Here is a 12,994-nt window from a genome sequence, read left to right on the forward strand (position 1 = left end):
AAAAAGCCTTAGATAATTAATTGATTTTTAAATTAAACAATTTCTTCGGTGCCCTTTAAAATAAGCACCAAATAAACACTGTATAAAATGACTTCATGTATAACAAAAGCTAAAAAAAATTTCTCTACTGTTAGAGATGAACAAAAGTATAGGGTTGGTGTGATGGTGCATAAGTAAAGCACCTGCCAAAACACGCCTTTTTTTATATTTTTTTCTAAGCCGAGTACTGCACTTAATGGGCTAACTGCAAAACGTATGGCTACTGCTATTACTAGATAACCAGCATAGACACCTGCGCGCCCCCATTCCGCACCAAAAACAAAGGAAAATAGTCCATCACCCCAAATAAATAAGATAGGTACTGCCGGCAGGTAAAGTAAAAACAGTAAGAAAAATATTTTTAGAATGTAGCTCCTTAGCTTTTCTGGCGCTGTGTGGCTTATTTCTACCACCTTTTGAAAAAGTACCTGTGCTATGGCCGATGAAATTATGGCAGTCGGCATATTGAGCACGCGAAATGTTAAACTAAACATACCGGCAATTGTACTTGAATAAAATTTTGTAAGCATTAAGACGGGCATTTGTATAGCACCAGCATCACATAAGCCACCCACAATTCCGTACTTAGGGAATTTATGATATTTTTTCATTTGTAGCTTTAGGGTACTCACTTCTGTTTTTTTCACTATTTTTTGGTAATTGCGATCTTTTCTAAGTAAGTAGGTTATTGAGGAAATAATTCCAATAAACTGCCCCCAAATGAGCCCACCACCTAGCTGTAAAAACCCCAGTCCAGTTTGGCTTATTCCTTGAAATAGGCTTTGGTTAACGCGAGAAACTGCTGTATTTTTAAACTTTTTCTGTCTGTTATTCCAATAGGTTAACGCTTGATATACTCCTGTTAACAGCACTGAAATTGGCACTAGGTATAACCAGGATGCAATGGCTTCATTACCTAAAAACTTTGCGATTTCAACATTCCATATAACAATAGGAATACTGATAATTATAGATATACATAAAGCAACTAGAGCTGATACCTGTAGCAAAACACGTGCTTCCTCATTTTCTTTTGGAAGCATAATGGCTATCTCATAACGCCCTGTTGCTACCACACCTAGTATGGAAACAAAAGCACCGTATAAAGCTAACACCCCAAAGTCTTCGGGTGTGAAAATCCGGGTTAGTATAGGAATAATCGCAATGGGTACAGCTTGTGCTAATACTGCCCCCGTCATTAAGGTAAGTACGCTTTTAGCAAATTCATTATTCTTTAAAAGCTTAGTTAGCATTCATTACTTCTTGTTTAATTGTAGGCAGGGCTTGTTTTGCGTATTCAATTACACCAATCTCATTTAAATGGTGTTCATCATAGTAAATTAGATGCTTTTCCCAAATGGGTGCATATTTAAAAAGGTCGAGTTTATCTAATGCTAAATAGGTGGCTTTATCAGTAAGCTCTCGTAAGAGTTGATTTGTTCGTAGGTAGTCTTGGTTAAGCCCACCTCTTATACCGATACCTAAGTGAGTGAATCTTTGGTTACGTAATGGATGGCGGTTGAGTAGTGGCTCTTGGCTAACAAGGTACTTATGCGCTTGTAGTGCTTCTTTTTTTAGGAAGTTAGTAAGGGCCTGGTTAAATTCTTGGCTTTGCATGTGCCAATTCCACGATGCGGCTATAAATATAGTTTCTGCTTTATCTAGGTGTTTCTTAACTTCTTCTATTTGACTTAGGCAGGATTCGTGTGCCCATTCAGCTATGCGCTGGTAGTTAAACTCTGGAATAGTAACACAGCTACTGGCAGTGATTATTCGTGCCTTAAAGCCAAGCTCTTTACCAACGTAATCGAAAAAGTGGTTGAGCATAGCGGCGTGAGAGTCGCCTAACACCAATACTTCTTTATTGCTTTTTAAATCACCCCTTAGGCAGTCTCCGACCAGGTGACCATGGCAATTTATGGAATCATCACCGTAGCGAGTGTATTCCACAGACAAGGGCTCTGGTGTGTAATAGGCATTGATTTTTTTCATTCCTACAACTGTTATAACTAGCAGTAGAGTTAGGCTGGCGTAACCTAGCAGTTGTATTTTGCTGCGTTTTGATCTTAATGGTGTTTCTATCCAGTAAAAACTGGCTGTTGCCAACGCTAACGTTAGCGCTATAAAAGCCAAGTTGTATTGCCAGTTGAGTATTTCTGCACCTGTGTAGTAGCGCATAAAAGCCAGCACTGGCCAGTGCCAAAGGTAAAGCGAATAGGATAATGCGCCTATCCAGACGAGGGGTTTGCTGGCGAGTAGTTGGGTTAAGCGGTTGTTAGTGTTTAGCAAAACAATCAACGCTGCCCCAACCGTGGGCAGCAGCCCGGCTATGCCAGGAAAGAGGCCTGTGAACCTGGGTTGAATTAATGCAAAAGCGATTAAGCTTGCTGCTAGTCCAGTCAACCATAGCTTTTGCCCCCCCCCCAGCAATCCAGTTGCTTTTACCTATCAGCAAAGCGGCCCATGCTCCTAAAAAGAAAGCGGGTAAGCGAGCAATAAGGCTGTAATAGGTTGCTTGTTCTATGCCTTGCTGTAAGCGATATTCTGCATAGATAGTGAGAAAAACTATTGTCGAGGGAAGCAGCCAGTTCAGCATACGTTTGGGTAACAGTAAAAAAACAAATGGCGCAATAAGGTAAAACTGTATTTCTATTGCTAGTGACCAAGTGTGCAGCAAGGGCTGTTCGTGGTTAGCGGGTGCAAAGTAATCACCAAAAGTGGCAAAATAGCTATTGCTGTTGAACCATGCGGATTTTTTTAAGCCTCCTCTGTACGTTGCAAAGTCAGCTGGTAAAAAAAGTACCGCAGCTAGCAGGGTCACTACTATCAGCACAGTGAAATATGCAGGTGCGATACGCTTGAGGCGGCTGCTGTAGAAGTAATTTAAGGTAGATAATAATTGATATTCAGGTTTTGCGTTTTTGTGCAGCAAGATGCTGCTGATTAAAAAACCTGAAATAACCAGGAAGATATCCACACCAACAAAACCGCCTGGCAGCCAAACGGGATTAAGGTGGAAAGTCATTACAGCCAATACTGCAATGGCTCTTAAACCTTGAATATCTTGGCGGTAAGCGGTGTTACTCACTCGGTTAATGCCTTAACAACGTTCAACTGATCTTCTTCACTCATATACGGATGCATCGGCAAGCTCATTACCTTTTCAGCAACTGCGTCACCAATTGATAACTGTACATCAGCATCAACCACTGCTGGCTGCTTGTTGAGTGGTATGGGGTAATGCACTGCTGTTGGAATACCTGCTTCTTTAAGCCTGGCTTGTACCTGCTCACGGTTATCGACCTGGATGGTGTATTGCGCGTAAACACTGGTGTTGTGTACTTCAACAAAGGGCGTGCTAGTGATGCCAGCTTGGTTGAGCAGCTGATCGTACTGTGCTGCTACTTGTTGGCGCAGGCTGATTTCTTCTGCAAATATTTCCAGTTTGGGTAGCAAAATCGCCGCCTGCAGGGTGTCTAAACGGCTGTTCACACCTACACGTATGTGGTGATAACGACGATCTTGACCGTGACGAGCTATTTGGCGCAGCACTTTGGCTAATTCGTCATCGTTGGTAAAGATAGCGCCGCCGTCACCGTAGCAGCCGAGAGGCTTGCTTGGGAAAAAGCTCGTAGTAGCAACCGTACTTAAGTTACAAGACTTTTTGTCTTTGTAGGTAGCACCAAAGCTTTGGGCGGCATCTTCTATTACCGGTATACCGTACTTGTCAGCAATAGCGTTAATGGCATCAAAGTCTGCGCACTGGCCGTAAAGCGACACAGGAATAATGGCTTTAGTACGTGGGGTGATCGCGGCTTCTAGCTTGGTTGGGTCTAGATTGTAGGTTTTGGGGCATACGTCCACGTAAATGGGCTTTGCACCAAGCAAGGCGACAGTTTCGGCAGTGGCTATGTAGGTAAAGCCAGGGGTAATAATTTCATCACCATGCCCGATGCCAAACGCCATCTGGGCTATTTGCAGGGCATCGGTTCCATTGGCACAGGTGATGCAGTACCTGGCACCGGTAAAGGCTGCCAGCTCCTCTTCTAATGCTGACACTTCAGGCCCAAGGATGTACTGACCATGAGCGAGTACGTTTTGTATACCAGCGTCTATCTTTTCTTTAATACGCGCCTGCTGGGCAGCTAAGTCAATGAACTGCATGTTTTACCTTTTTAATGACGAAAAATTTTTGCCACGAAAGCTGACTAATGTTGATTTATGAGTGTTAAGCGTCGAGTAATTTACTTAATGCAACATTTATAACTTAACACTCGACACGGCCTAACCCTTGGTTACTGTGCGGCCGCTTAAAGTATAAGTAGCGCCTGTGTGTTCGCAGCTGGTAGTGGCTTCGCCTTGTAGTGGTAAGTCTAACTGCTCGCCAAATTCACTCATCCAGCCAATTTGTTTGGCCGGTACTCCCACCATCAGTGCGTAGGCAGGTACGTCTTTATTAATTACTGCACCGGCACCTACAAAGGCGTATTCACCAATAGTAATACCACAAACAATGGTGCAGTTGGCGCCTAGGGTTGCGCCTTTTTTAACCAGCGTGTTGCGGTACTGATCTTTACGTTCGATTAAAGAGCGTGGATTGTAGACGTTGGTAAACACCATGCTGGGCCCGCAGAATACGCCCTCTTCCAGGTGTACGTTGTCGTAAACCGAGACGTTATTTTGTATTTTGCAGTGATCACCTATGGTGACTTTATTACCTACAAATACGTTTTGCCCAAGTGATACGCCGTTACCAATAACGGCACCAGGGCAAACGTGTACGAAGTGCCACACGCGGCAGCCTTCTCCTATTTGTGCTCCATCATCAACGATAGCACTTGAATGCTGATAGTAATCAGCCATGCTGCACCTTTTTAAGTAATGGGTGTGGATTGGCCGGATGGTCGACAAGTTTGGCTTTACGCATTACGTCTACGGTTTCGATGGCGGCGCGATTATCTTCTACGCCGTAGCCCTTCCCTGCCAAAATACGCTGATAGCTTTGTGTATGCAGATCGGTAAAGCCACCGGAAAACTCCAACTCTTCACCTTCAATATCAATGCTACGGTAAGTTGATTTTTCACCGTGTACGGCATTATCGGGCAAGTGGTTAGCATCTATAGACAAGAACCAACGCACATTAGCGCGCTCGTATTTTAAAAATCCAGACGATGTTTTTTCATCGCGGTAGTGCACTTCATTGTGGATAATGTCGCCAAAGATGAAATGCAGCATGTCGTAAAAATGCACACCAATGTTGGTAGCTACACCACCGGATTTTTCATCAAATCCTTTCCAGGACTTTAAGTACCACTTACCGCGAGAGGTTAAGTAGGTTAAATCCACATCAAATACTTTATCTGCCGGTGCCGCTTGTACCTTATCGCGCAGAGCAATAATCGAAGGGTGTAACCGTAGCTGCAAAATCGAGTTCACCTTGGCACCGTACTGTTCTTGATAACGGTTAAGGGTATCTAAATCTTTAGTGTTCAACACTAACGGTTTTTCGCAGATAACATCAATGCCATTTTGTAAAGCAAACTTCATATGCGGTAGGTGCAGATAGTTTGGTGAGCAAATCGCAATGTAATCCAGCTTTTCGCCTTTTTGTTTAAGATCTTCAACATAACCAGAAAATTCTTCAAACTCGGTGAAAAATTCCGCCTCAGGAAAGTGAGTATCCATAATGCCGACAGAGTCATTGATATCCATAGCAACGACAAGCTCGTGACCGGTTTCTTTAATTGCTTTCAAATGACGAGGAGCTATATAACCGGCAGCACCAACAAGACCGAACTTTTTCATTTTCACACCTTGGAAATATTAATTGATCCCTAACAAAATAAACTATTTTGCCAAAAAATAAATCGGATACAGGGGGTTAAATAATGTAAATTGGCCTTACTCCCTATTCCATAAAAAGCTTATAAACGTAGGTCGGAGTGGCCTAGGGGAAGTACATACTTGACGTCGTACAATACATGGTTTTTTTTACCCAAAGTACGGATTTTATCTTCGCCCCACTCTTTAAATTCAGTATGGTCAACTGCCAGCACTATGGCATCGTATTGGTTAGGAATTAGATTTCTTACTAAATCAATGCCATACTCATGCTTCGCCTCGCTGGCATCTGCCCAGCTATCATGTACGTCAACTTGCATGTTAAAGCTTTTTAGCTCATCGACCATATCAATAATTTTAGTGTTACGTACATCTGGGCAGTCGCCTTTAAAGGTGAAGCCTAATATCAACACTCGTGCTTCATCTATGTGTATTTTTTTACGCGCTACTGCCTTTACCAACTGAGTCGCCGTATAACGGCCCATGCCGTCATTAATGCGACGACCAGCCAGGATGACTTCAGGCTGATAACCCTCTTCTTTTGCTTTATAGGTTAAATAGTAGGGATCAACGCTAATACAGTGACCGCCTACCAAGCCCGGCTTAAAGGGTAAGAAGTTCCATTTAGTTCCTGCGGCTTCCAGTACCTCTTGGGTATCAATACCAAGTAGGTTAAAAATCTTGGCAAACTCATTGATAATGGCGATATTCAAATCACGTTGGGTATTCTCAATGACTTTAGCGGCCTCAGCTACTTTTATAGAGCTAGCCAAGTGGGTACCAGCAATGATAATAGAGCCATAAAGCCGGTCAATAAACTTCGCAATTTCAGGAGTAGAGCCAGAGGTGATTTTTTTAATTTTAGTTAAGGTGTTAATTTTATCACCGGGATTAATTCGCTCTGGACTATAGCCCGCATAAAAATCCTGGTTAAACTTAAGGCCTGAACCTTTCTCAATAATAGGTATACACACTTCTTCCGTTGCACCGGGATAAACTGTAGATTCATAGATGACAATATCATCTGCTTTAACTACAGTTGCCAGCATAGCTGACGCTTTCCGCAATGGTGTAAGATCAGGAGCATTTGCATCATCTATGGGGGTAGGTACAGTAACAATATAAACATTGCAGTCAGTAAGATCAGCAACATCATTAGTAAACTTTAATGTTTTTGCTGATTGTAATGACTTATCGTCTACTTCTAATGTAGAGTCATGTCCAGCCAAAAGTTCATTAATACGCTTCTGGTTAATATCAAAGCCAACTACATCTCGTGTCTTACCAAATTCTACCGCCAAAGGTAACCCAACATAACCTAACCCTATGATAGCAACCTTAGCTTCATCTAATTTATACATTATAAAACCTATTTACTAAAAATTATTTATTATCGTTACGCAAACTAATACAAACTTGACTGACAAACTCACGAAGAAATACAGCAATAATAGCCAACATTACCGATAACACTAATCCTAGTGCGACTATCAGATTCGTTCTACTTTTAACACTTGGATTTAAAATATCTAAAGGCTGAGAAAGAGAGGCGACACTTGTTGCTATTGGCGGAAATTCCATATTTACTGCTGCGTTTATTTTTATTTCTTCAATCAATGTCTGATGCCGAGTCAATAGTGGGACTAAAATTGATTGATGATAAGCAGAAACTTCTTCTTGAAATTTTTTATCTGTCATCGTGACTAGCTTAATAATATTTGACTGGTTACTTGTGTTTTCTATTATGACTTTTGTATTAAAGATGTCACTTTTTGATGCCTGTGGGATAAAGGCATCCGTAAGCTGTGTTTTCACTCCTAACAGCGGCTCAATAAATGCTGTTGGTGTTTTATAGCCAACGGCTATCAGTGTAGTAAATGCTTTGTCTGTACTTTCCTCTACAGGCTGTGGCCGTTTTAACCAGGCGACCAGCAAGGTTACTAACAAGCCAATAATAAAAACAAAAAATAACCAGTTACGACGTTTAATCATAACTTTAGCGAGGTCGATCAAGGAAATTTCATCATCATGGTAAGAGTATGGCGGAGCTGGCTGGTTAAACTGAGCATCCTGCTTTTGTGGCGACTGGGTCATGGCTCAACCTCTACAGTAAGTTATTGAATTTTATTACAACGCTCTTTATTTAAGATATGGCTTCAGGCACGCTACCGCCCATAGGGTTCTGTTGGCCATTCCCCCAGGGCCGTACCTCTGCGTTGATCTTCCTGTTCGGCCCAAAAGGCGCCAATGAGTTGCATTTTGCAATTCATTGGCGCCTTGCGAGCAAAGGCGCACAGTTTACTGGATTTACCTAGCGGATAAAACCTTGTTAATAAAATGGGTAAGGATCAAGAATACTTGTATTTTATTCAGTCGAACGGGATAAGGTCACAAGGTCACCGCCAAGCTTAATGTGAAGGTAAAGCTTTCATTTACAAGGTGTTTTTTCATTAAAGATGTTGGAGCGGGCGATGGGAATCGAACCCACGCATGCAGCTTGGGAAGCTGCCGTTCTACCATTGAACTACGCCCGCTCAGAGGAACAGTTCACTATAGCCCTTTTTGCGCTGTCGGCAAGCAGTTGATACCTGCGAGCCTAAAACAGCCTGTGAGCGACGGTAGCCTCCCAATCATCCTCTTGCGCAGCCCCCGCTGTGATTCTGTGCTCCCAATAGCCCCCCGGTCGAATGAATTCGACCCTACGGCTACATTCGAACACTTGCGGCCCCGATTTCATTCGACCTTATGCGGCGCCTTGTGCAAAATAAGGTCAGCTTCTTTTTCTGAATTAAGGACTTGTCTTATGCGTCTTCTCGGGGTTTCTCTGCTGGCGGTTACGCTGTCTGGTTGTGCGGGCTGGGGGTTCAACAGCAATGTGTCACCAGATGGCATCAAGGACTACTACAAGGGCGATGGAGTGCAGCTGTACAGCAAGGCTGAGCTGGAAGACGTGAATTACGTCACCCTGGGCTCGGTGGAAGGCGAAGCCTGTCAGATAAAAGCCGACGAGGCGCCGCCAAAAGAAGCAGATGCCCGCGCCAGCGTGCGTCGCAGGGCGGCAGACATGGGCGCCAATGGTATCTTGATGGACCGCTGCATTCGCTTCGATGAGATGCCCGGCTGCATCGAACAGGTACTGTGCAGCGGTCAGGCGCTGAAGGTAGCAGACTAATGCCGCAGCCCATGCAACCACTGCAGCCCCCACCTGTACAATCCGTGACGCTGGATCCCATCGGCATCATTCGCTCGCCCTATAAGGAGAAGTTTGCGGTGCCCCGCCAGCCGGGCCTGGTCACCAGTGCCCGGGCACGACTGGAGATGTTGCCGCCCTACAACGAGCCCAGTGCCTTTAGGGGCCTAGGCGAGTTCAGCCACCTGTGGCTGGTGTTCGTATTTCACCAGACCCAAAACAGGGGCTGGAACCCCACGGTACGCCCGCCGCGCCTCGGTGGAAACGAGCGGGTCGGCGTCTTTGCCACACGCTCCACCTTTAGGCCCAATCCACTCGGGCTCTCCGTGGTGAAACTGCACGACATGTGCAAGGAAGGCAACAAGGTGTGGCTGGAGCTGGGTGGCGTGGATCTGGTAGACGGCACTCCCATCGTCGACATCAAGCCTTATCTGCCCTGGGCCGATGGTGTACCCGATGCCCACGGCGGCTTTGCACCGGCACCGCCGGACATCAGCATGGAGGTACACTTCAGCCCCGCTGCCGAACAGGCTTGCAAAGGCTCCTATATTCCCGATCTGCAACAGTTCATTAGCGAGGTACTGGTGCAGGATCCGCGCCCGGCTTACAAGCGCCACGACGAGCACTGGCAGCAGTATGGGGTGCGGCTTTATCACTACAATGTGCGTTACGAAGTGTTGGGCCAACTGACTCGGGTGCTGAACATAGAGCTGGAAGCTCAGGATTAACGGCGCTTCTGCCTGAAGCCCCCCCCTGCTACAATCGCCTTCTTTAATGGATTTTAAAAATCAACAAGGTTTAAGCGCATGCGTACCACTCAATACTTGCTTTCCACCCTCAAAGAGACCCCGAGCGATGCCGAGGTGATCAGCCATCAACTGATGCTGCGTGCGGGCATGATCCGCCGGCTGGCGTCCGGCCTGTACACCTGGCTGCCCAGTGGCCTGCGGGTATTGAACAAGGTCGCCGCTATAGTGCGGGAAGAAATGAACCGCGCCGGTGCGGTAGAAATGCTGATGCCGGTGGTGCAACCCGCCGAGCTGTGGCATGAAACCGGCCGCTGGGACAAGTTCGGCCCCGAACTGCTACGCATTAAAGACCGCCACGAGCGCGGCTTTGTGCTGGGCCCGACCCATGAAGAGGTGATTACCTCCATGGTGCGCAACGAGGTATCTTCCTACAAGCAGCTGCCGCTGAACCTGTATCAGGTTCAGACCAAGTTCCGTGATGAGGTACGCCCCCGTTTCGGCGTGATGCGCTCGCGCGAGTTCATCATGAAAGATGCCTACTCCTTCCACACCAGCTTGCAGAGTCTGGAGCAGACCTACGACGATATGTATCAGGCCTATAGCCGCATCTTCGAGCGTATGGGGCTGGACTTCCGCGCCGTGCTGGCCGACACCGGCGCCATCGGTGGCAGTGCCTCCCACGAGTTCCATGTATTGGCCCAGAGCGGTGAAGACGATATCGCTTTTTCTACCGAGTCCGATTACGCCGCCAACATCGAAATGGCCGAAGCCGTTGCACCCAAGGCCACCGCCGACTCCGCCACTCGGGAACTGACCCTGGTTGATACCCCCAACGCCAAGACCATCGCCGCGCTGGTGGAGCAATTCGGGCTGGATATCGAGAAAACCGTCAAGACCCTGCTGGTGAAGGCCGCCGACGATCAGGACGCCCCGCTGGTAGCGCTAATGGTACGTGGCGATCACGAGCTGAACGAGATCAAGGCCGAGAAACTGCCGATGGTTGCCAGCCCGCTGACCTTCGCCACCGAAGAAGAAATTCGCGCCATCGTCGGTGCCGGCCCCGGCTCGCTCGGCCCGATGAACATGCCGGTGCCTGTGGTAGTGGATCGCGCCGTAGCTGTGATGAACGACTTCGGCGCCGGTGCCAACATCGAAGACAAGCATTACTTCGGCATCAACTGGGGCCGGGATCTGCCGCTGCCAGACGTGGCCGATCTGCGTAACGTCAAGGAAGGCGATCCCAGCCCCTGTGGCAAAGGTGTGCTGCAAATCAAACGCGGCATCGAAGTGGGCCATATCTTCCAGCTGGGTAACAACTACTCCAGCAAGATGAACGCCACCGTGCTGAACGAAGAAGGCAAGTCCACCGTACTGGAAATGGGGTGCTACGGCATCGGCGTATCGCGCATCGTGGCCGCCGCCATCGAGCAGAACCACGACGCGCGCGGCATCATCTGGCCGGAAGCCCTGGCGCCGTTCCAGGTTGCCATCATCCCCATGAACATGCACAAGTCTTACCGGGTGAAAGAAGTAGCCGAGCAGTTGTATAACGAGCTGACCGAGGCCGGTATCGAAGTGCTGTTCGACGACCGCAAAGAGCGCCCGGGCGTGATGTTTGCCGACATGGAGCTGCTGGGCATCCCCCACAGCATCGTCATCGGCGATCGCGGATTGGACAACAACGTGGTGGAATACAAGACCCGCCGCGACGGCGAAAAGTCCGAGGTCGCCATCGCCGACATCAAAGCCCAGCTGACCCGAGCCATCAAGGGATAAGCTCGAAGTCACAAGCTGGAAGCAAAAATGCGGCGCCGTTCGATACGGCGCCGTTTTTTATTCTGCCCCTTGTGCACGACTCCTCCCCCGCCATCGTTCTGCCAATCCCGAATCAAGGGGAGGGAGTAAAGCGGCACCATTTTTATTTGCCCCCTCTCGCCTCACACTTCACCGTTACCGATCTTCCGGACTGATAACCAAGCTCTTATACTGAGCAAAAAGGAGGGGCATGTATGGAGCAAGAAGAAAGTAACGCCTGCGCCATGGTATTGACCGGCGGCGGAGCCCGCGCGGCCTATCAGGTAGGTGTACTCAAGGCCATTTCCGAGTGTTATCCCCGTGGTCAGCCCATTCCCTTCCCCATTCTGTGTGGTACTTCGGCCGGCGCCATCAATGCCACAGCCCTGGCCTGTTATGCCTCCTGTTTTCATCTGGGGGTGCGCAAGCTGGAATACGTTTGGCGCCATTTGCATACCGAAGATGTGCTGCGGTTGCAGGTTGGCAAAATCGTCACCCACTCCCTGAAAAGCCTGGTCTCCGGCATGTTCGGCCGACCAACCCAAATGGCTCTCCCCCTGTTCGACAACAGCCCGCTGGAGCGGTTACTGGAAAAGCTTATCGACTTTCAGCGCATCGACAACAACCTGCTCTACGGCGCACTGGAAGTACTGGCTGTCACCGCCTCCAACTACAACACCGGTGACTCCACCACCTTTTTTCAGGGGCGGCCCTATCATCAACCCTGGGCCCGGGCCGGCCGTTCAGGTCGTTCGGCCATCATTACCCCCCCACACCTGCTGGCCAGCAGCGCCCTGCCCTTTATCTTTCAGCCCAGCCGACTGCAAAATCACCACTATGGCGACGGCTCCATTCACCAGCTCAACCCGCTGAGCCCGGCCATCCACCTGGGCGCCAGCCGCATTCTTATTGTCAGCCTTGCATCGGACGAAGCCGACTCCGGTAACCTGCCCAGCGACCCCAGCAGCTCGGATATTGCCGGTCATTTACTCGATACCGTGTTTACCGACGCGCTTACCTCGGACATAGAACGACTGCAGCGAATCAACAGCACCATACGGCTGGTTCCGGAACGCAAGCGGGCACAACTGTCGCTGCGCCATATCGACAACCTGGTACTCAAGCCCAGCCGTAACCTGGATGATCTGACCCACAGGCACTTTCACAAGCTGCCATTCAATATTCGCGCCCTGTTGCGACTATTTGGCGTTAATGCCGGTGACGCCACCGGTCTGGCCAGCTTTCTGCTGTTCGAGCAGGATTACTGCCGCGAGCTGATCGAGCTCGGCTATCAGGACACCCAGCCCCGACTGGAAGAAATCTGTCACTTCCTGGCGGTAGAACCGAGGTGGAAGAAAACCGGGTGAATATCGTCACCGG

General features: G+C 48.1%; 12 protein-coding genes and 1 tRNA gene. 4 read left to right on the plus strand and 9 right to left on the minus strand.

Features of this window, described 5'->3' with window-relative positions:
• Nucleotides 1-32 precede the first annotated feature (32 nt).
• The 9 genes from ACLEIV_RS14660 to ACLEIV_RS14700 all read right to left on the minus strand — a co-directional run bounded on the left by ACLEIV_RS14660 (nt 33) and on the right by ACLEIV_RS14700 (nt 8,415).
• Nucleotides 33-1,292 carry a lipopolysaccharide biosynthesis protein gene (locus tag ACLEIV_RS14660; protein WP_410457383.1) on the minus strand — a complete coding sequence of 420 codons (1,260 nt, stop codon included), beginning with the start codon at nt 1,290-1,292 and terminating at the stop codon, nt 33-35.
• Entirely contained in the window at nt 1,282-2,418 is a 1,137-nt protein-coding gene (locus tag ACLEIV_RS14665) for an acyltransferase family protein (RefSeq protein WP_410457453.1), read from the minus strand. The genes ACLEIV_RS14660 and ACLEIV_RS14665 overlap by 11 nt, the downstream gene beginning before the upstream one ends.
• Nucleotides 2,315-3,127, minus strand: coding sequence for an acyltransferase family protein (locus tag ACLEIV_RS14670; protein ID WP_410457384.1), 813 nt, complete (start codon nt 3,125-3,127; stop codon nt 2,315-2,317). The genes ACLEIV_RS14665 and ACLEIV_RS14670 overlap by 104 nt, the downstream gene beginning before the upstream one ends.
• Nucleotides 3,124-4,203, minus strand: a complete 1,080-nt coding sequence (locus ACLEIV_RS14675) for a DegT/DnrJ/EryC1/StrS family aminotransferase (protein WP_410457385.1) — start codon at nt 4,201-4,203, stop codon at nt 3,124-3,126. Before ACLEIV_RS14675 ends, ACLEIV_RS14670 begins: the two co-directional genes overlap by 4 nt.
• Nucleotides 4,204-4,323: 120 nt before the next feature.
• On the minus strand, nt 4,324-4,902 hold the full coding sequence (gene wbpD / locus ACLEIV_RS14680; protein ID WP_410457386.1) for a UDP-2-acetamido-3-amino-2,3-dideoxy-D-glucuronate N-acetyltransferase: 579 nt from the start codon (nt 4,900-4,902) through the stop codon (nt 4,324-4,326).
• Nucleotides 4,895-5,845 (minus strand): Gfo/Idh/MocA family protein, encoded by a 951-nt coding sequence (locus ACLEIV_RS14685; RefSeq protein WP_410457387.1) that lies wholly within the window; start codon nt 5,843-5,845, stop codon nt 4,895-4,897. The genes wbpD and ACLEIV_RS14685 overlap by 8 nt, the downstream gene beginning before the upstream one ends.
• 119 nt (nt 5,846-5,964) lie before the next feature.
• Entirely contained in the window at nt 5,965-7,242 is a 1,278-nt protein-coding gene (gene tviB / locus ACLEIV_RS14690; RefSeq protein WP_410457388.1) for a Vi polysaccharide biosynthesis UDP-N-acetylglucosamine C-6 dehydrogenase TviB, read from the minus strand.
• Between the two features lie 22 nt (nt 7,243-7,264).
• Nucleotides 7,265-7,975: a hypothetical protein gene (locus tag ACLEIV_RS14695; protein ID WP_410457389.1), complete on the minus strand. Its 711-nt coding sequence runs from the start codon at nt 7,973-7,975 to the stop codon at nt 7,265-7,267.
• A gap of 366 nt (nt 7,976-8,341) precedes the next feature.
• Nucleotides 8,342-8,415 (minus strand) — tRNA-Gly (locus ACLEIV_RS14700).
• Nucleotides 8,416-8,684: 269 nt separating this feature from the next.
• Between ACLEIV_RS14700 and rcsF the strand changes: the two genes are divergently transcribed.
• From rcsF to ACLEIV_RS14720, 4 genes are all read left to right on the plus strand, one after another.
• Nucleotides 8,685-9,053, plus strand: coding sequence for an Rcs stress response system protein RcsF (gene rcsF / locus ACLEIV_RS14705; RefSeq protein WP_410457390.1), 369 nt, complete (start codon nt 8,685-8,687; stop codon nt 9,051-9,053).
• A complete protein-coding gene (tsaA, locus tag ACLEIV_RS14710; RefSeq protein WP_410457391.1) occupies nt 9,053-9,799 on the plus strand; it encodes a tRNA (N6-threonylcarbamoyladenosine(37)-N6)-methyltransferase TrmO in 747 nt (248 codons plus the stop codon). The genes rcsF and tsaA overlap by 1 nt, the downstream gene beginning before the upstream one ends.
• Before the next feature lie 78 nt (nt 9,800-9,877).
• Complete coding sequence (locus tag ACLEIV_RS14715) at nt 9,878-11,596, plus strand: proline--tRNA ligase (RefSeq protein WP_410457392.1); 1,719 nt, start codon at nt 9,878-9,880, stop codon at nt 11,594-11,596.
• Between the two features lie 233 nt (nt 11,597-11,829).
• Nucleotides 11,830-12,981, plus strand: coding sequence for a patatin-like phospholipase family protein (locus ACLEIV_RS14720; RefSeq protein WP_410457393.1), 1,152 nt, complete (start codon nt 11,830-11,832; stop codon nt 12,979-12,981).
• Nucleotides 12,982-12,994: the final 13 nt, after the last annotated feature.

Origin of the sequence: Oceanisphaera submarina, from assembly GCF_046521305.1 — a bacterium.
In the GTDB taxonomy this organism is placed as follows: Bacteria; Pseudomonadota; Gammaproteobacteria; order Enterobacterales; family Aeromonadaceae; genus Oceanimonas; species Oceanimonas submarina.

Bases quoted from the DNA above. Each gene is read 5' to 3' on its own strand.
- ACLEIV_RS14660 (WP_410457383.1), bottom strand. From the start codon at position 1,292: ATGCTAACTAAGCTTTTAAAGAATAATGAATTTGCTAAAAGCGTACTT.
- ACLEIV_RS14675 (WP_410457385.1), bottom strand. From the start codon at position 4,203: ATGCAGTTCATTGACTTAGCTGCCCAGCAGGCGCGTATTAAAGAAAAG.
- wbpD (WP_410457386.1), bottom strand. From the start codon at position 4,902: ATGGCTGATTACTATCAGCATTCAAGTGCTATCGTTGATGATGGAGCA.
- ACLEIV_RS14685 (WP_410457387.1), bottom strand. From the start codon at position 5,845: ATGAAAAAGTTCGGTCTTGTTGGTGCTGCCGGTTATATAGCTCCTCGT.
- tviB (WP_410457388.1), bottom strand. From the start codon at position 7,242: ATGTATAAATTAGATGAAGCTAAGGTTGCTATCATAGGGTTAGGTTAT.
- ACLEIV_RS14695 (WP_410457389.1), bottom strand. From the start codon at position 7,975: ATGACCCAGTCGCCACAAAAGCAGGATGCTCAGTTTAACCAGCCAGCT.
- rcsF (WP_410457390.1), top strand. From the start codon at position 8,685: ATGCGTCTTCTCGGGGTTTCTCTGCTGGCGGTTACGCTGTCTGGTTGT.
- tsaA (WP_410457391.1), top strand. From the start codon at position 9,053: ATGCCGCAGCCCATGCAACCACTGCAGCCCCCACCTGTACAATCCGTG.
- ACLEIV_RS14715 (WP_410457392.1), top strand. From the start codon at position 9,878: ATGCGTACCACTCAATACTTGCTTTCCACCCTCAAAGAGACCCCGAGC.
- ACLEIV_RS14720 (WP_410457393.1), top strand. From the start codon at position 11,830: ATGGAGCAAGAAGAAAGTAACGCCTGCGCCATGGTATTGACCGGCGGC.